The 15,846-nt window shown below is 67.5% G+C and carries 16 protein-coding genes; 5 read left to right on the top strand and 11 right to left on the bottom strand.

From position 1 onward, the window contains the following. Position 1 precedes the first annotated feature (1 nt). The 4 genes from FHY06_RS14220 to FHY06_RS14205 all read right to left on the bottom strand — a co-directional run bounded on the left by FHY06_RS14220 (position 2) and on the right by FHY06_RS14205 (position 3,736). On the bottom strand, positions 2 to 583 hold the full coding sequence (locus FHY06_RS14220) for a DUF2796 domain-containing protein (protein ID WP_026346374.1): 582 nt from the start codon (positions 581 to 583) through the stop codon (positions 2 to 4). Beyond that, on the bottom strand, positions 580 to 1,488 hold the full coding sequence (locus tag FHY06_RS14215) for a sulfurtransferase (RefSeq protein ID WP_132797315.1): 909 nt from the start codon (positions 1,486 to 1,488) through the stop codon (positions 580 to 582). Before FHY06_RS14215 ends, FHY06_RS14220 begins: the two co-directional genes overlap by 4 nt. 43 nt (positions 1,489 to 1,531) lie before the next feature. Then, positions 1,532 to 2,449 carry a DMT family transporter gene (locus tag FHY06_RS14210; RefSeq protein WP_019654718.1) on the bottom strand — a complete coding sequence of 306 codons (918 nt, stop codon included), beginning with the start codon at positions 2,447 to 2,449 and terminating at the stop codon, positions 1,532 to 1,534. Positions 2,450 to 2,596: 147 nt separating this feature from the next. Continuing rightward, the gene (locus FHY06_RS14205) at positions 2,597 to 3,736 is read right to left on the bottom strand and encodes an aromatic ring-hydroxylating oxygenase subunit alpha (protein ID WP_019654719.1); all 1,140 of its coding nucleotides are present in this window, start codon (positions 3,734 to 3,736) and stop codon (positions 2,597 to 2,599) included. A gap of 308 nt (positions 3,737 to 4,044) precedes the next feature. Between FHY06_RS14205 and xseB the strand changes: the two genes are divergently transcribed. The 3 genes from xseB to dxs all read left to right on the top strand — a co-directional run bounded on the left by xseB (position 4,045) and on the right by dxs (position 7,248). Next, positions 4,045 to 4,311 carry an exodeoxyribonuclease VII small subunit gene (gene xseB / locus FHY06_RS14200; protein ID WP_007829283.1) on the top strand — a complete coding sequence of 89 codons (267 nt, stop codon included), beginning with the start codon at positions 4,045 to 4,047 and terminating at the stop codon, positions 4,309 to 4,311. Further along, on the top strand, positions 4,308 to 5,231 hold the full coding sequence (locus tag FHY06_RS14195) for a polyprenyl synthetase family protein (RefSeq protein ID WP_132797317.1): 924 nt from the start codon (positions 4,308 to 4,310) through the stop codon (positions 5,229 to 5,231). The genes xseB and FHY06_RS14195 overlap by 4 nt, the downstream gene beginning before the upstream one ends. A gap of 163 nt (positions 5,232 to 5,394) precedes the next feature. Next, positions 5,395 to 7,248 carry a 1-deoxy-D-xylulose-5-phosphate synthase gene (gene dxs, locus FHY06_RS14190; protein WP_221404242.1) on the top strand — a complete coding sequence of 618 codons (1,854 nt, stop codon included), beginning with the start codon at positions 5,395 to 5,397 and terminating at the stop codon, positions 7,246 to 7,248. Positions 7,249 to 7,379: 131 nt separating this feature from the next. On the opposite strand, the gene FHY06_RS14185 is transcribed toward dxs, so the two are convergent. From FHY06_RS14185 to FHY06_RS14165, 5 genes are all read right to left on the bottom strand, one after another. Continuing rightward, entirely contained in the window at positions 7,380 to 8,111 is a 732-nt protein-coding gene (locus FHY06_RS14185) for an ABC transporter ATP-binding protein (protein WP_019654722.1), read from the bottom strand. Next, entirely contained in the window at positions 8,108 to 8,911 is an 804-nt protein-coding gene (locus FHY06_RS14180; RefSeq protein ID WP_184605539.1) for an ABC transporter ATP-binding protein, read from the bottom strand. The genes FHY06_RS14185 and FHY06_RS14180 overlap by 4 nt, the downstream gene beginning before the upstream one ends. Further along, positions 8,908 to 9,771: a branched-chain amino acid ABC transporter permease gene (locus tag FHY06_RS14175; protein WP_184605538.1), complete on the bottom strand. Its 864-nt coding sequence runs from the start codon at positions 9,769 to 9,771 to the stop codon at positions 8,908 to 8,910. The genes FHY06_RS14180 and FHY06_RS14175 overlap by 4 nt, the downstream gene beginning before the upstream one ends. 69 nt (positions 9,772 to 9,840) lie before the next feature. Beyond that, positions 9,841 to 10,722: a branched-chain amino acid ABC transporter permease gene (locus FHY06_RS14170; protein ID WP_184605537.1), complete on the bottom strand. Its 882-nt coding sequence runs from the start codon at positions 10,720 to 10,722 to the stop codon at positions 9,841 to 9,843. Positions 10,723 to 10,856: 134 nt separating this feature from the next. Then, entirely contained in the window at positions 10,857 to 12,011 is a 1,155-nt protein-coding gene (locus tag FHY06_RS14165) for an ABC transporter substrate-binding protein (protein ID WP_019654726.1), read from the bottom strand. A 230-nt stretch (positions 12,012 to 12,241) separates the two neighbouring features. Here FHY06_RS14165 and FHY06_RS14160 point away from each other — a divergent pair, with 230 nt between their 5' ends. Continuing rightward, on the top strand, positions 12,242 to 13,321 hold the full coding sequence (locus tag FHY06_RS14160) for a TRAP transporter substrate-binding protein (RefSeq protein WP_019654727.1): 1,080 nt from the start codon (positions 12,242 to 12,244) through the stop codon (positions 13,319 to 13,321). A 95-nt stretch (positions 13,322 to 13,416) separates the two neighbouring features. Beyond that, entirely contained in the window at positions 13,417 to 13,764 is a 348-nt protein-coding gene (locus FHY06_RS14155; RefSeq protein ID WP_019654728.1) for a hypothetical protein, read from the top strand. 6 nt (positions 13,765 to 13,770) lie between these two features. Here FHY06_RS14155 and FHY06_RS14150 read toward each other — a convergent pair whose 3' ends face one another. Both FHY06_RS14150 and FHY06_RS14145 read right to left on the bottom strand, forming a co-directional pair. Further along, a complete protein-coding gene (locus FHY06_RS14150) occupies positions 13,771 to 14,292 on the bottom strand; it encodes a hypothetical protein (RefSeq protein ID WP_019654729.1) in 522 nt (173 codons plus the stop codon). Beyond that, on the bottom strand, positions 14,289 to 15,839 hold the full coding sequence (locus tag FHY06_RS14145; RefSeq protein ID WP_019654730.1) for a TRAP transporter large permease: 1,551 nt from the start codon (positions 15,837 to 15,839) through the stop codon (positions 14,289 to 14,291). Before FHY06_RS14145 ends, FHY06_RS14150 begins: the two co-directional genes overlap by 4 nt. Positions 15,840 to 15,846: the final 7 nt, after the last annotated feature.

The raw sequence follows: 15,846 nt of genomic DNA, 5'->3' as shown, positions 1-15,846 counted from the left end.
GTCACTTGCCCCAGCTCAGGCGCGCGGGCTGCGAGGCCTGGGCGCCGGCGGGGCGCTTGAGCTGGCGCTTGAACTGGCCCTGCGCGGTGGCGATCTGCGAGTCGATCTGGCGCAGGCCCTTGAAGGCGCCGAACAGGTTCAGGTCGATGAACTTCGCGGCGGCTGCGTTGGTGCAGTTGAAGGAGAAGGTGGCGTCGAGGTCGGCGTGGCCGACGGGCTCGTTGGGGTCGGGGTTGCCGAGGCCCAGCGCGCCTGAGCGCAGGTCGACCGGGCCCAGCTTGCAGTTGGCGGCGGGGTCGACGACGAAGAGCTTGTCGGCCGCACGCAGCTGGGCGACCGCGTCTTCCACGATCTTCTTCTCGGCGTCGGTCTTGGGGGCGCGTTCGAATCCGACGATGTTGTCCAGCGGCGATTCCATGTCGATCACCACCGTGGGGCCGTCGACGGCCACGTCGAGCTTGAGCTGGCCGTGCACGTGGGCGTGCTGCTGCTGGGCCTGGGCGGTGAGGAAGGGGGCTGCCGCGAACATCGCGGCGGCTGCGATTGCAAGACCGGTGGTACGTCGGAGTCGGATGTGCTTCATGGTTCGGCGCCTTGCCGGGTCGGCAGCCCCGGCGTGTTGCTCCATTCGCTCCAGCTGCCGGCATAGAGCGCGGTCGTCCCGAATCCCGCGATCTGCATGGCGAGCAGGTTGGGCACGGCGCTCACGCCGCTGCCGCACTGGTGGACGACGGTCGCCGCGTCGCGTCCCGCGAGCAGCGCTTCGAACTCGGCACGCAATTGCGATGCCGGCTTGAACCTGCCGTCGGGACCGATGTTGTCGGCGAAAGGCCGGTTGAGGGCCCCGGGGATGTGACCGGCGATCGGGTCCAGAGGTTCCACCTCGCCACGGTAACGTGCACCGGCGCGTGCGTCGATCAGGTTCTGGTCAGGCTGGCCGAGCCGGCGCAACACCGTTTCAGTGGTGACCAGCTTCGCGATGGGCTCGCCCGCGACGAAGTTCGACTGGAAGCGCGCGGGCTCCTCGCGGCTCGTGACTTCGCCGCCTGCGGCCTGCCATGCCTGCAGTCCGCCGTCGAGCACGGCCACCGCGTCGTGGCCCATCCACTTGAGCATCCACCACAGGCGGCCGCAGTAGTTGGCGCCGTTGCGGTCGTACACCACCGCCTGCATGTCGTTGGCGAAGCCGACGCTGGAGAGCCAGGCGGCGAACTTCTCGCGGCTGGGCAGCGGATGGCGCCCGCCCGATGCGGGCACGCCGTCCTCCTGCGCCACGACGACTTCGCCGTGCGCGCCTGGGGCGCCGTGCTTCGCGCTGAGGTCGGTGTCGAGGTTGGCGTAAAGCGCGCCCGGAATGTGTGCGGCCGCATATTGCTGCGCGCCGGCTTCGGGCTTCATGAGGTCGAAGCTGCAGTCGAACACCATGAAAGGCTTGCCGCTGGCCTGCAGCTGCTGCAGTTGTTCGACGGAGATGAGGGTGTCGTACATGGCGCTTGCTCCTTCGGGAATCTGGAAATGCACGCTGCGCGCGTCAGTGTTCCTCGGCCGGGGCCTTGGGCACGGCCCGTTGTCGCAACACGGTTGCAGCAATGCCGCTCGCGATGATAAGTGTCATGCCGGCCCAGCCGGCCGCGTCGATGCGGTCGTCGAACAGCACCACGCTGTAGAAGGCCGCGAACACGATGCCCGAATACTGCAGGTTCGCGACCACCAGCGTGCCGGCCTGCGTCTTCGCGGTGGCGTAGGCGCGCGTCATGCACAGCTGGCCGAGCGCGGCGAGCAGGCCGATGGGCAGCAGCCACAGCGCGTGCTGCCAGGTCCAGGAGCCGCCGCCCGAGAAACCGGTGACCGCCGTGGCGATGCCGCCGGCCACCGCAGAGCCGACCGCGAAGTAGAAGACGGTGCGCAGCTCGGGCTCCCCGATGCGGGAGAGAGCCACCACCTGCATGTAGGCGAAGGCGGCCGTCAGGCCCGAAAGAAGCCCCAGCAGGCCCGCGAAGCCCTCGTTGCCGTTCACCGTGGGCTTGAGCATGAGCACCACGCCCACGAAGCCCGCAAGCACCGTCATCGCCAGCGCGCCCTGCAGCGGCGGGCGCTCCACGCGGCCGTCGCGTCCGGGCACCGGCACCCAGGCCAGCAGCGCGCCGCCGACCAGGAAGGCCGCGACCCACACGCTGCTCATGTAGTTGAGCGTGACGGCGGTGGCCAGCGGCATGTGGGCGATGGCATAGAACCACGCGCCGAGCGAGACCACGCCGATCGTGCTGCGCCACGCGTGCATGCCCGGGTACCTCGTGCCCAGCGGCACGCCGCGATTGCGCGCCAGCAGCCACAGGAACACGATGCCGATCAGGCCGCGCCCGAGCACCATCTCGCCGCTGTTGAACCACGCCGAGGCGACCTTCACGACCACGCTCATCGTCGCGAACAGGAAGGCCCCCAGCACCATCCAGAGCGCTTGCACTATTGGTTCTCCCCCAGGCTTCGCGCACTTCGTGTCGCTTCTCCCGCCCCCTCGCCGGGGGCAACACCGCAGGCCCGGCAAAGCCGGTTCCTCGGTGTTCCCAGAACACCCGTGGATGCCGCGTTCATCGGCTCAGGCGTTCTGCATCGCGGCGCGGTACCACTCGTGGAACTGCTGCATGCCGTCTTCCATCGGGCTCTGGTAGGGACCGGTCTCGTTGTCGCCGCGCAGCATCAGCGCGCGGCGGCCGGCATCCATGCGCTCGGCGATCTCGTCGTCTTCCACGCAGGTCTCCATGTAGGCGGCCTGCTGGGCTTCGACGAACTCGCGCTCGAAGGCGACGATTTCCTCGGGATAGAAGAACTCGACCATGTTGAGCGTCTTCGTCGGGCTCACGGGGTGCAGTGTCGACACCGTGAGCACGTGCGGATACCACTCGACCATGACGTGCGGGTAGTAGGTCAGCCAGATGGCGCCGTACTTCGGCGGCTTGCCCTCGCGGTACTTGAGCAGCTGCTCCTGCCACTTCTGGTAGACGGGACTTCCGGCGCGGCCCAGGCGGTTGGCCACGCCCACCGTCTGCACCGAATAGCGCGGCTTGAACTCCCAGCGCAGGTCGTCGCAGGTGACGAAGCTGCCCAGGCCGGGGTGGAACGGGCCGACATGGTAGTCCTCGAGGTAGACCTCGATGAAGGTCTTCCAGTTGTAGTTGCACTCGTGCAGCTCGACGCGGTCGAGCGCGTAGCCGCTGAAGTCCAGGTCGGCCTGCGGGCCGAGGCCGGCCATGTCGGCCGCCACGTCGGGGCCGCAGCCGTCTGCGTTCTTCTCGAACAGCAGGCCGTTCCACTCGGTGAGCGGGTAGTTGTGCAGGTTCAGGCAGGGGTCCTGCTGGAAGTGGGGGGCGCCGATCAGCGTGCCGGTGGTGCGCGGGTCGGCCGCGGCGTAGGTCCAGCGGTGCAGCGGGCAGACGATGTTGCCGCCCGACTGGCTCTCGAGCTTGCCGCGGCCCTGCAGGATCAGGGCCTGGCGGTGGCGGCAGACGTTGGAAATCAGTTCCACGCCCTTGGGCGTGTGGACGAGTGCACGGCCCTGGTGTTCCTGGGGCAGGGTGTGGAAGTCGCCCATCTCGGGCACGGCCAGGCGATGGCCGACATAGCGGGGCCCTCGCGAGAAAAGGTTCTGCATCTCGCGGGCGAAGAGCGCCTCGTCGAAATACGCGGAAACTGGAAGTTGGCTCGCGGCCTGCTGCAGTTGAAGACTTAAATCAGACATGGAGGACCTGACCAAGCTCCCCACAGGGAGGAAAGGAAGAAAAAGAACGGAAGGCGCCGCCGCAAGAGGTGGCTGGGCGGCCCGAAGCGGTGTTGAACGTCGTCAACGAGAGAAGTTCGCATTGTACCCGGGGGGGCGCTCGGGGTTCCCCCGAGGTTTTCCATGCCATTTCGCGATGTGCGATGGGCCTTTCGCCATGGGAAGCGCGAAAGGCGCCGCGGCCGCTCCGGGGAAGGGCGGTCCCGGAAGGGGCGCCATTGTTCCGGTCACGGTCCTAAAATGCCTCGTTTCACCCAAGTTTCGCTTGCATGCCCAAGGTGCCTCCCCCTTCCTCGTCCAGCCCGGCGGCAACGCCCGACACGGGTCCGCTGCCAGCCAGTTACGAAGCCGGACTCCAGGAGCTGGAGCAACTGGTCGCGGAACTCGAGTCGGGCCAGCTGCCGCTGGACCAGCTGCTCGTCAGTTACCAGCGCGGCGCGGCGCTGCTCGCCTTCTGCCGCGACAAGCTGCAGGCGGTCGAAGACCAGATCAAGGTGCTCGATTCGGGCAGCCTGAAGGTCTGGACGCCTGAATGAGCGCCGCCCCGCTGAATACCGCCGCCCACTGGGACGCCCGCACGCTGGCCGGCTGGAGCGAACCCCACCTGGCGAATGTCGAAGCGGCGCTGTCGCGCTGGGTCGGCGTCGATGCCCCCGTGCTGCTGGGCGACGCCATGCGCTACGCCGTGCTCGACGGCGGCAAGCGCCTGCGGCCGCTTTTGGTGCTGGCCGCGAGCGAGGCCGTGGGCGGCAACAAGGCCGCCGCCCTGCGTGCAGCCTGCGCCACCGAGCTGATCCATGCCTATTCGCTGGTGCACGACGACCTGCCGTGCATGGACAACGACGTGCTGCGCCGCGGCAAGCCCACGGTGCACGTGAAGTTCGGCGAGGCCGATGCCCTGCTGGCGGGCGACGCCTTGCAGGCCCTGGCCTTCGAGCTGCTCACCCCCGAGGGCGACGAGATTCCCGCCACCACCCAGGCCATGCTGTGCCGCCTGCTCGCGCGCGCCGCGGGCAGCCAGGGCATGGCCGGCGGCCAGGCGATCGACCTGGCCAGCGTCGGCATCGCCTTGAACGAAGCGCAGCTGCGCGAGATGCACCGCCTGAAGACCGGCGCGCTGCTGCAGGGCAGCGTCGAGATGGGCGCCGCCTGCGGCACCGTGAGCGCTGCTGCGCTGGCCGCGCTGCGCGACTACGGCGCAGCCATCGGCCTCGCGTTCCAGGTGGTCGACGACATCCTCGACGTCACGGCCGACTCGCAGACCCTAGGCAAGACCGCCGGCAAGGACGCCGCGGCCGACAAGCCCACCTATGTGTCGCTGCTGGGCCTCGACGGCGCCCGCGCCCAGGCCCGCCAGCTGCTGGCCGATGCGCTCGCCGCGCTGGAGCGCAGCGGCCTGGACGACACCGCGGCTCTTCGCGCGTTGGCCCACATGGTGGTCGACCGCGACCGATGAAATGAGACCACCCCCGAATCTCCGCGCACTTCGTGTCGCTTCGGATCCCCCCTCGAGGGGGCGCACCCCGATGGCCCGGCAAAGCCGGTTCCATGGGTGCCCCGGCATGGCCTGCTTCGCGGCCTTCGGCTCCGTGGCCATCTACTAGAAGAAGATTTTTCCAATGGCTGCTCCGCTGCTTCCCACACTCCACGATCCTTCGCCCATCCGCAAATACGACCGGGCCCAGCTGCGCCAGCTGTCCGACGAGGTGCGCGCCTGCGTGCTCGACAACGTCTCCCGCACCGGCGGCCACCTGAGCTCGAACCTCGGCACGGTGGAGCTGACGGTGGCGCTGCACCACGTCTTCAACACGCCGCACGACCGGCTGGTGTGGGACGTGGGCCACCAGACCTACCCGCACAAGATACTCACGGGCCGGCGCGAGCGCATGCCCACGCTGCGGCAGATCGGCGGCATCTCGGGCTTTCCGCAGCGCACCGAGAGCGAGTACGACACCTTCGGCACCGCCCATTCGTCGACCAGCATCTCGGCCGCGCTCGGCATGGCCATGGCCGCCAAGCAGAAGGGCGAGGACCGCCACACGGTGGCCATCATCGGCGACGGCGCGCTCACGGCCGGCATGGCCTTCGAGGCGCTGAACAACGCGGGCGTGTGCGACTGCAAGCTGCTCGTGATCCTGAACGACAACGATATGTCGATCAGCCCGCCGGTGGGCGCGCTCAACCGCTACCTCGCGCAGTTGATGAGCGGCAACTTCTATGCCGCCGCCAAGAACGTCGGCAAGAGCGTGCTGCGCAACGCGCCGCCGCTGTTCGAGCTGGCCAAGCGGCTGGAGCAGCATGCCAAGGGCATGGTCGTGCCCGCCACGCTGTTCGAGCAGTTCGGCTTCAACTACGTCGGCCCGATCGACGGCCACGACATCGATTCGCTGGTGCCCACGCTCGAGAACCTCAAGCACCTCGACGGCCCGCAGTTCCTGCACGTGGTCACCAAGAAGGGCCAGGGCTACAAGTTGGCCGAGGCCGACCCGGTGGCCTACCACGGCCCCGGCAAGTTCGACCCGCAGGTGGGGCTCGTCAAGCCGGCCTCCGCGGCCAAGCAGACCTTCACGCAGGTGTTCGGCCAGTGGCTGTGCGACACCGCCGCGGCCGACGGCCGCCTCGTGGGCATCACGCCCGCGATGCGCGAGGGCTCGGGGCTCGTCGAGTTCGAGAAGCGCTTCCCCGACCGCTACTACGACGTCGGCATTGCCGAGCAGCACGCCGTGACCTTCGCCGCGGGCCTTGCATGCGAGGGGCTGAAGCCGGTGGTCGCGATCTACTCGACCTTCCTGCAGCGCGCCTACGACCAGCTGATCCACGACGTTGCCATCCAGAACCTGCCGGTGGTATTCGCGCTCGACCGCGCGGGCCTGGTGGGTGCCGATGGCGCAACGCACGCGGGCGCATACGACATCCCGTTCCTGCGCTGCATTCCGAACATGAGCATCGCCTGTCCGGCCGACGAGCGCGAGACGCGCCAGCTGCTGACGAGCGCCTACGAGCAGAACCACCCGGTGGCGGTGCGCTATCCGCGTGGGTCGGGTGCCGGCGTGGCGCCGCATCTCACGCTCGACGCGCTGCCCTTCGGCAAGGGCGAGGTCCGCCGCGAGGGCAAGCGCATCGCCATCCTGGCCTTCGGCACGCTGCTGTACCCGGCGCTCACGGTGGCCGAGTCGCTCGACGCCACGGTGGTCAACATGCGCTGGGCCAAGCCGCTCGACGTGGAGCTGCTGCTGAAGGTCGCGGGCACGCACGATGCCATCGTCACGCTGGAAGAGGGCGCGATCATGGGCGGCGCTGGCAGCGCGGTGCTCGAGGCGCTGCAGCATGCCGGCGTGCAGAAGCCGGTGCTGCAGCTGGGACTGCCCGACCAGTTCATCGAGCATGGCGATCCGGCGAAGTTGCTGGCCGGCATCGGGCTCGATGCGGCGGGTATCGAGAAGTCCATCGTGGACCGCTTCGGCCGCGGCTGATTTGGATTCGCTCCTTCCCCGCTGGGGGAAGGCTGGGATGGGGGCAGACGGCGCTTCAGGCGCCACGGCCGTTCGAAGGCTGCCGTGCCCCCACCCCGACCCTCCCCCAGCAGGGGAGGGAGGAAGACAGCTCAGCTTCCCAGGTAGGCGTCCTGCACCTTCGGATTGCCCAGCAGCTCCCGCCCGGTGCCCGACAGCACGATGCTGCCCGTCTCGATCACATAGGCCCGGTCGGCGATCTTCAGAGCCTGGCGCACGTTCTGCTCCACCAGGAAGATCGTCAGCCCTTGCTTGTTGATCTCGCGCAGCGTGCGGAAGATGTCCTGCACGATGATCGGCGCCAGGCCCATCGAGGGCTCGTCCAGCAGCAGCACGCGCGGCTTGGCCATCAGCGCGCGGCCGATGGCCAGCATCTGCTGCTCGCCGCCCGAGAGGTTGCCGGCCAGGCCGTCGGCCCGGTCCTTCAGCACCGGGAAGAGGCCGTAGATGCGTTCCAGGTCGGCCGCGCGGGCGGCGGCGCCGTCACGGCGCGTGTAGCCGCCCAGCTCCAGGTTGTCGCGTACGGTGAGCGTGGTCAGCGTGGCGCGGCCTTCGGCCACCTGCACCACGCCGCCGGACACGATCCTGTGCGGCGACAGCCCCGTGATGTCCTGGCCGGCAAAGGTCACTCGACCGGACGTCTTCTTCACCAGCCCCGACAGCGCCAGCAGCGTGGTCGACTTGCCTGCGCCATTGGCGCCGACCAGCGTGGTGATCTGCCCTTCGTGCAGCTCGAAGTCGATGCCCTTGACCGCCTGCACATGGCCGAAGTTCACCTTCAGGTCCTGCACCTGCAGCAATGGGGTCGTCGTGCCGGCGCTCATGCAGCGGTCTCCTGGTCGTTCGTGGCTTCGTCGTCTTCGCGGCCGAGGTAGGCCTCGATCACCTGCGGGTCGTTGCGGATCTGCTCGGGGCCGCCGCGCGCGATGATGCGTCCGAAGTTCAGCACCGCGATCTGCTGGCACAGGCCCATCACGAAGCGCATGTCGTGCTCGATCATGAAGACCGTGAAGCCGCGCGCCGCGATGTTGTCGATCTCGACCATCAGCTCGCTCTTCTCGGTGCTGTTCATGCCGGCCACCGGCTCGTCCAGCAGCAGCAGCGTCGGCTCGGTGGCCAGCGCGCGCGCCAGCTCCAGCTTGCGCTGGTCGCCGTACGAGAGGTTGTCGGCCACGTCGTCGGCCTTGTGGTCGAGCTTGACCCAGCTCAGCAGTTCGCGTGCGCGGTCGCGGGCGCGCTTTTCCTCGGCGCGGAACAGGCCGGTGCCCGCCAGCAGGCCCAGGGGGCCGTAGCGCAGCTTGGAGTCCATGCCCACGGTCACGTTCTCCAGCAGCGACATCTCCTTGAAGATGCGGATGTTTTGGAAGGTGCGCGCGATGCCGCCGCGGGTTATCTGGAAGGGCTTGCGGCCCGCCAGGTCCTGGCCCTGGAAGTGGATCGTGCCGCTTGTGGTGGGCAGCAGGCCGGTGATCAGGTTGAACACCGTCGTCTTGCCCGCGCCGTTCGGGCCGATGAGCCCGAAGATGCCGCCCTTGGGAATGTCCAGGTTCACGTCCTGCAGGACCTTGAGGCCGCCGAAGTGGCGAGACACGCCCTTCAGAGTCAGAAGCGTCTGTTCGCTCATGCTGCGCCCCCCTTGCGGCCGAACCACTGGCGGATGCGTGCCGGGTCCCAGATGCCCTTGGGCAGGAACAGCACGATCAGCACCAGGATGAAGCCGTTGACCACGAGGCGGAACGCGCCCAGGCCGCGCAGCGTTTCCGGGAGCAGCGTGAGGATGGTGCTGCCCAGCACCGGGCCGGTGAGGCCGCCGATGCCGCCGAGAATCGTCATCGTCAGGATGTCCACCGCGCGGTTGAAGCCGTATTCGGCCGGGCCGATGAAGAAGGTCAGGTGCGCGTTCAGCGTGCCCGCCAGGCCGGCGATGGCGCCGCCCAGCACGAAGGCCAGCATCTTGTGGCCTGCCACGTCGATGCTCATCAGGCCGGCGGCGGTCTCGTCCTCCTTGATGGCCTCGAAGGCGCGGCCCACCTTGGAGCGGCGGATGCGCCACAGCACCAGCAGCGTGAGGACCAGCGCCAGCGCCACGTGCCACCACTCGGTGGATTGCGGAATGCCGTTCAGGCCCAGCGCGCCGCCGGTGAGCGGCTCGGCGTTGAGCACCGCGATGCGCACCACCTCGCCGAAGGCCAGCGTGGCCATCGCGAGGTACACGCCCGACAGCCGCAGCGTCGGCTTGCCGATGATGAAGGCGACCAGCGCCGGCGCGGCCATGCCGGCGGCGATGGCCACCGGGAAGGGCGCGCCGTAGTTCAGCGTGAGGATCGACGCGGTGTACGCACCGATGCCCATGAAGGCGGCGTTGGCCAGCGCGAGCATGCCGCAGGCCAGCGTGAGCCAGATCGAGAGCGCCAGCAGGCCGTTGATGCCCAGCGAGAGCACCAGGTTGCTGTAGACCGACCAGAAGTTGTCGAAGGCTTCCATCTCAGACGGCCCTCCGCCGGGCAGCCCTAAGGTGGGCCAGCGCCGCAGCGCAGGTGCAGGCGTGGCGGCTCATACCTTGCGCTCCTTGAGCGAGCCGAACAGGCCCTTCGGACGCACCAGCAGCACGAGGAACAGCAGGCCGAATGCCACCGCGTCGCGCATGTTGGAGCCCACGTAGGCCACCGACAGCACCTCGGCGAAGCCGAGGAACAGGCCGCCGAGCAGCGCGCCGCGGATGTCGCCCATGCCGCCCAGGATGATCACCGCGATGCCCTTCTCGAGCATCGGCTGGCCCATCAACGGGAAGAGCGCGTTCGAATACAGGCCGATCAGCACGCCCGCCACGCCGCCCAGGCCGGCGGCCACGAAGGAGGTCAGGTAGAACAGGCCCTCGACGTTCACGCCCACCAGGTACGCCGCCTTGGGCGATTCGGCGATGGCGCGCAGCGCGCGGCCCAGTTGCGTGCGCTGCAGCGACAGCATCAGCACGCCCATCAGCACGAAGGACGCGAGCACGATGCCCAGTTCGAGCGCGGTGACATGGATGCCGGCGATCACCAGAGCGTCGTCGGGAATGGTGCCGGGCGGAAAGCGCAGGTTCTCCGCGCCGAAGATGCCCTGGATGCCGTTGTTCAGGATGATGGCCACGCCGATGGTGGCGATCATCGGGATCAGGTGGGGCGCGTTGCGCTTTCGCAGGGGCTTGAGCACCAGCACGTCGATCAGCAGCCCCAGCATGCCGCACAGGACGAAGGCGAAGGGCAGGCCGGCCCAGAGCGGCAGGCCCGACAGGCGCATGAATTCGGCCGCCGCGTAGGCACCCACCATGAACACCGCGCCGTGCGAGAGGTTGATGACGCCGAGCACGCCGAAGATGAGGGTGAAGCCGAGCGCGAAGAGTGCGTAGACGCACCCGAGCGACAAGGCATTGACTAGCTGCTGATCGAGCACGATGGGCTTTCGTCAGGCCGCGACACGGGCGTGCTGCGGCAAATCAAAAAAGAAAACGGCGCAGTGACTGTCCTGCGCCATGTGGGGAAAGCAAGGCGGGCCGCCCGGCCCGCCATCGAGACGGTTTGCCGTGCTTACTTCTCGATCACGAACGCGGTGCCCTTCGTGACGCTCACGATGGCTGTCTGCTGCGCGTCGTAGCCGGCGGGCTTGCCGGCCTTGTCCTTGGCGCGCGCGAAAGCGAAGGCGCCGGTGGCGCCGGTCCACTTCACGTTGGGCAGCGCGTCGCGCAGCGCGGTGCGGTCGGCGGCCAGGTTGCCCGACAGCTTCACGCCCTTGAGCGCCTGGGCCACCACGTACAGGCCGTCGTAGGCCTGCGCGGCGAACTGGTCGGGCGCCATCTTGAACTTGTCGTTGTAGGCCTTCTGGAACTTGGTGTTCTCGGGCGTCGCGTTGCTGGCCGACCAGGGGCTGCCGACGTACAGGTTGTCCGAGCTGCCCTTGGCCAGGTCGAAGATCTTGGTCGAGTTCATGCCGTTGCCGCCGATGACCGGCACGTTCAGGCCGAGCTGGCGGGCCTGTACCATGATCGGTGCGCCTTCGGCCAGCAGGGCCGACAGCACGATGGCGTCGGGGTTGGTGGCCTTGATCTTGGTGAGCTGGGCCTTGAAGTCGACGTCGCCCTTGGCGAAGGTCTCGGTCGTGGTCACGGGCAGCTTCAGGTCTTCGAGGGCCTTCTTGAAGTTGTCGTAGCCGCTCTTGGTGAACACGTCGTCGTTGCCGTAGAGCACCGCGACCTTCTTCACGTTGGCGTGCTTGATGGCCACGCGCAGCGTCTCGGGCAGCACGTCGGCTTCGGTCACGGAGTTGCGGAAGACGTAGTCGCCGATCGAGGTGATGCCGTCGGCGGTGTTCGAGGTGCCGAAGGCCACCGTCTTGGCGGCCTGGGCGATCGGGTCGGCCGCCTGGGCCGAGTTCGACAGCGTGGGGCCGAAGGTCATGAGGACCTTGTCCTGGAAGATCAGCTTCTTGAAGACGTTGATCGCGTCTTCCTTCTTGCCCTGCTCGTCCTCGACGGCCAGGACGATCTTGTCGCCGTTGATGCCGCCGGCGGCGTTGATTTCGTCTGCCGCCAGCTGGAAGCCGTTGCGGATGGCGGACCCGTACTGCGCGGCGCCGCCGGACAGTGCGGCGGCGACGCCGATCTTGATGTCGGCGGCTTGAGCGCCGAGGGCGGTGGCCGCGGCGAATGCGAGCAGCGCGGGCTTGAAGGAATTGGAGAGTCTCATGTCTTGATGTCGAAGTCGGGATATGTGTAAGGCGATTAACATTTTATGCCTCGTCCCCGGATGCGCTGTTTCGGCCGCGCATTCCCTCTTCCCGGCCTTATTGCGGCGCAGGGTAAACCCCCGCCGATCGCTGTAAGCGCGTTTTTACAATTGCCCCGGACTCACGCCAAAGTCCTCAACGCGGTCACAAGCCGCGTTTCGTTTTTTCAAAGAACTCGGAGAGCTATCTAATGGATCGTCGTTCCCTCATCAAAAACGCCGGCATCGCCGGCGTTCTGGCTGCCGGCATCGCCCCCGCGGTTCACGCGCAAGCCGCAGTTCGCTGGCGCCTGGCGTCGAGCTTTCCCAAGTCGCTGGACACCATCTTCGGTACCGCCGAAGTGTTCGCGAAGAGCGTCAGCGACATGACGGGCGGCAAGTTCCAGATCTCCGTGCATGCCGGCGGCGAGCTGATGCCCGCGTTCGGCGTGGTCGACGGCGTGCAGAACGCCTCGGTCGAAATGGCCCACACGGCTCCGTACTACTTCTACGGCAAGGACCCGACCTTCTGCCTGGGCTGCGCGGTGCCCTTCGGCATGAACACCCGCCAGCAGAACGCCTGGATGTACGAAGGCAACGGCCTGAAGCTGATGCGCGCCTTCTACGCCAAGTACAACATCATCAACCTGCCGGGCGGCAACACGGGCGCGCAGATGGGCGGCTGGTTCCGCAAGGAGATCAAGTCGGTCGCCGACCTGAAGGGCCTGAAGTTCCGCACCAACCCGTTCGCCGGCAAGGTGCTCGAGCCCTTCGGCGTGATCCCGCAATCCATCCCTGGCGCCGACCTGTACCCCGCGCTCGAAAAGGGCACGCTGGACGGCCTGGAATGGGTCGGCCCGTACGACGACCAGAAGCTGGGCTTCAACAAGATCGCCCCGTTCTACTACTACCCCGGCTGGTGGGAAGGCGGCCCCGAGCTGGACTTCTACATCAACACCAAGGCGTGGGAAGGCCTGTCGGCCGAGTACAAGGCGATCGTCGAGGCGGCTGCCGCGCATGCCAACATCACGATGACGGCCAAGTACGACTCGAAGAACCCGATCGCGCTGAAGCAGCTGGTCGGCTCGGGCACCAAGCTGCGCCCGTTCTCGCAGGACGTGATGAACGCCGCCTTCAAGTCGGCCCAGCAGATCTACTCGGACCTGAACAACACCAACCCCGAGTGGAAGAAGATCTACGGCGACTGGTCGAAATTCCTGGCCGACCAGAACGCCTGGTTCCGCTACACCGAAGGCACCTTCGACCGCTTCATGCAGCAGCAGAAGCTGTAAGAGGCTTCGTCTCCTCGCACAGGAAGCCCTGCCGGTCCCGGCGGGGCTTTTTTTCGTCCATGCTCCGCCTTCCGATTTCCTGCAGGTCCCGCCCGATGCTCCGAACGTCGTCCTTCGCCACGTTGCTCTTCACCGCCGTGCTCGCGCCGAACGTCCACGCCGCCGGCGGCACGGGCGGCTACGCGCTGCCGTGGAGCACGCACGGCGAGGTGCTCGAATACCGCTCCTGCGGCTGCGGTGATTCATGCTGGGTCGCCGAGCTGCGCGATGCGCGCACCAAGGCGCTGAAGGCACGGCTGCGCTGCGACTGCGAGCGGCTGCACGCCACGGTGGGGCCGAGGGGCAAGGAGAGGGCGCAGGCTGCGAGCTGTCCGGTGGGCGGAGACGGCATCGACAAGCCGCAGGCCATCGGCGAAGCGATGCAGCGGCTGCTTCGCCGGTAGGGTTCGCTACGCCTGCGGCGGCGCGGGCGATATCGTCCGCTTCGCCACCTGCTCGCCGAAGGCGACGAGCACGGCCGCGTCGGCCGAGTGGAACCAGGTCATGCCGCCGAATCGCCGGCGCACCAGCAGGCGCGGCGCGATCACGCGTTCGAGCATGCGGATGTGCACCAGCTTGAGCTGCGCCACGTCCTGCGCGCTCACGCGCTTGTCCCAGAGCCAGGTCTGCACCAGCACGTCGCCTTCGAGCCGGGTGCGGCTGTAGACGATCCAGTAGCCGACCCACACCACGCAAAGCGCCGCGATGCCCATCACCACCAGCGCGCTGGTCGACCAGTCGGCCGAGCGCAGCGAGGGCAGGCTCCAGATGCCGAATGCGAAGAGATCGATGACCAGTACCACCGCCAGCGTGCGCAGCAGAGGGGGGAAGGCGGGGCTTTCGATGATGGCCCTGGCCGTGTCGCCGCCAGGGCTTCGGTCGTCGTCTTGTTGTTGTCGTTCTTCAGCGGGGCCGTGGGCTTGGTCGCTCACGGCTTGGTGGCTTCGCCGGAGGCCGGCGGCGCGTCGGTGGACGGCGGCGGCGTGGAGGATTCGTCCTTCTTCTCGTTGCCGAAGGGGTCTTCCATGTTCACGCCGTTGCTGTCGGGCGAGGTGGGCTGCTCTTCCACCGGCATGTCGAGGTTGACCTTGTCGATGTCGACGACCTTTTCCTTCTCGAGGAACACGGTGACCGTCTGCGGGAAGAAGATCACGATGGCCACCAGCAGCAGCTGCATCGCCACCCACGGCACCGCGCCCAGGTAGATGTCGCGCGACTCCACCTTCTTGGGCAGCGCCCCGTTCTTGAAGAGCGTGTCCGCGATGCCCCGCAAGTAGAAGAGCGCGAAGCCGAAGGGCGGGTGCATGAACGAGGTCTGCATGTTCACGCACAGCAGCACGCCGAACCACACCATGTCGATGCCCAGCTTGTGGGCCACCGGGCCCAGCAGCGGCAGGATGATGAAGGCGATCTCGAAGAAGTCGAGGAAGAACGCGAGGAAGAACACGAAGATGTTCACCGCGATCAGGAAGCCGACCTGCCCGCCGGGCAGGCCCGAGAGCATGTGCTCGATCCACTTGGCGCCGTCCACGCCCTGGAACACCAGCGAGAACACGCGCGAGCCGATCAGGATGAACACCACCATGGCCGTCAGGCGCATCGTGCCTTCCATGGCGTCCTTCAGCAGCTGCCAGTTCAGGCGGCGGTGGACCAGCGCCAGGATCAGTGCGCCCACCGCGCCCATGGCGCCGGCTTCGGTCGGAGTGGCGATGGCCTTGTCCATGAAGGGCAGGCCGCCCATCGAGCCGAGCACCGCGAAGATCAGGATGGCCGAGGGAATGATGCCGCGCAGGCACTTGCCCCACAGCGCCCAGCCGTTGAGCGTGCGCGCGCTGGCCGGCAGGCCCGGCACGTAGCTCGGGTAGATGCGCCCGATCAGGAAGGTGTAGATCGCGAAGATCAGCACCTGCAGGATCGACGGGCCCCATGCGCCCTTGTACATCTGGCCCACGTCGGTGCCGAGCTGGTCGGCCATGACGATCAGCACCAGCGATGGCGGCACCAGCTGCGTGATGGTGCCCGAGGCCGCCAGCACGCCGGTGGAATAGCGCATGTTGTAGCCGTAGCGCATCATGATCGGCAGCGAGATCATCGCCATCGCGATCACCTGGCCGGCCACCGTGCCGGTGATGGCGCCGAGGATGAAGCCCACGATGATCACCGAGTAGCCGAGGCCGCCGCGCACCGGGCCGAAGAGCTGGCCCATGGAGTCGAGCATGTCCTCGGCCAGCCCGCATTTCTCGAGCACCGCCCCCATCAATGTGAAGAACGGAATGGCGAGCAGCGTTTCGTTGGAGAGGATGCCGAAGACGTTCAGCGGCAGGTTGGCCATGAAGCCGGCCGGGAACCAGCCCATCTCGATGGCGAAGAAGCCGCAGATCAGGCCGAGGGCCGAGAGCGAGAACGCGACCGGGAAGCCGATCAGCATGATCACCACGAGCCCCGCGAACATGATCGGGGCGAAATTTTCCATGTGCATTTCTACT

This window comes from Variovorax atrisoli (genome assembly GCF_014195185.1).
In the GTDB taxonomy this organism is placed as follows: domain Bacteria; phylum Pseudomonadota; class Gammaproteobacteria; order Burkholderiales; family Burkholderiaceae_C; genus Variovorax; species Variovorax atrisoli.
The sequence above is the reverse complement of the archived record's forward strand: the minus strand, read 5'-3'. Positions and strand labels throughout refer to the sequence as shown.

Coding starts and splice junctions, on each gene's coding strand:
- FHY06_RS14220 (WP_026346374.1), bottom strand. CDS start 583: ATGAAGCACATCCGACTCCGACGTACCACCGGTCTTGCAATCGCAGCC.
- FHY06_RS14215 (WP_132797315.1), bottom strand. CDS start 1,488: ATGTACGACACCCTCATCTCCGTCGAACAACTGCAGCAGCTGCAGGCC.
- FHY06_RS14210 (WP_019654718.1), bottom strand. CDS start 2,449: ATGGTGCTGGGGGCCTTCCTGTTCGCGACGATGAGCGTGGTCGTGAAG.
- FHY06_RS14205 (WP_019654719.1), bottom strand. CDS start 3,736: ATGTCTGATTTAAGTCTTCAACTGCAGCAGGCCGCGAGCCAACTTCCA.
- xseB (WP_007829283.1), top strand. CDS start 4,045: ATGCCCAAGGTGCCTCCCCCTTCCTCGTCCAGCCCGGCGGCAACGCCC.
- FHY06_RS14195 (WP_132797317.1), top strand. CDS start 4,308: ATGAGCGCCGCCCCGCTGAATACCGCCGCCCACTGGGACGCCCGCACG.
- dxs (WP_221404242.1), top strand. CDS start 5,395: ATGGCTGCTCCGCTGCTTCCCACACTCCACGATCCTTCGCCCATCCGC.
- FHY06_RS14185 (WP_019654722.1), bottom strand. CDS start 8,111: ATGAGCGCCGGCACGACGACCCCATTGCTGCAGGTGCAGGACCTGAAG.
- FHY06_RS14180 (WP_184605539.1), bottom strand. CDS start 8,911: ATGAGCGAACAGACGCTTCTGACTCTGAAGGGCGTGTCTCGCCACTTC.
- FHY06_RS14175 (WP_184605538.1), bottom strand. CDS start 9,771: ATGGAAGCCTTCGACAACTTCTGGTCGGTCTACAGCAACCTGGTGCTC.
- FHY06_RS14165 (WP_019654726.1), bottom strand. CDS start 12,011: ATGAGACTCTCCAATTCCTTCAAGCCCGCGCTGCTCGCATTCGCCGCG.
- FHY06_RS14160 (WP_019654727.1), top strand. CDS start 12,242: ATGGATCGTCGTTCCCTCATCAAAAACGCCGGCATCGCCGGCGTTCTG.
- FHY06_RS14155 (WP_019654728.1), top strand. CDS start 13,417: ATGCTCCGAACGTCGTCCTTCGCCACGTTGCTCTTCACCGCCGTGCTC.
- FHY06_RS14145 (WP_019654730.1), bottom strand. CDS start 15,839: ATGCACATGGAAAATTTCGCCCCGATCATGTTCGCGGGGCTCGTGGTG.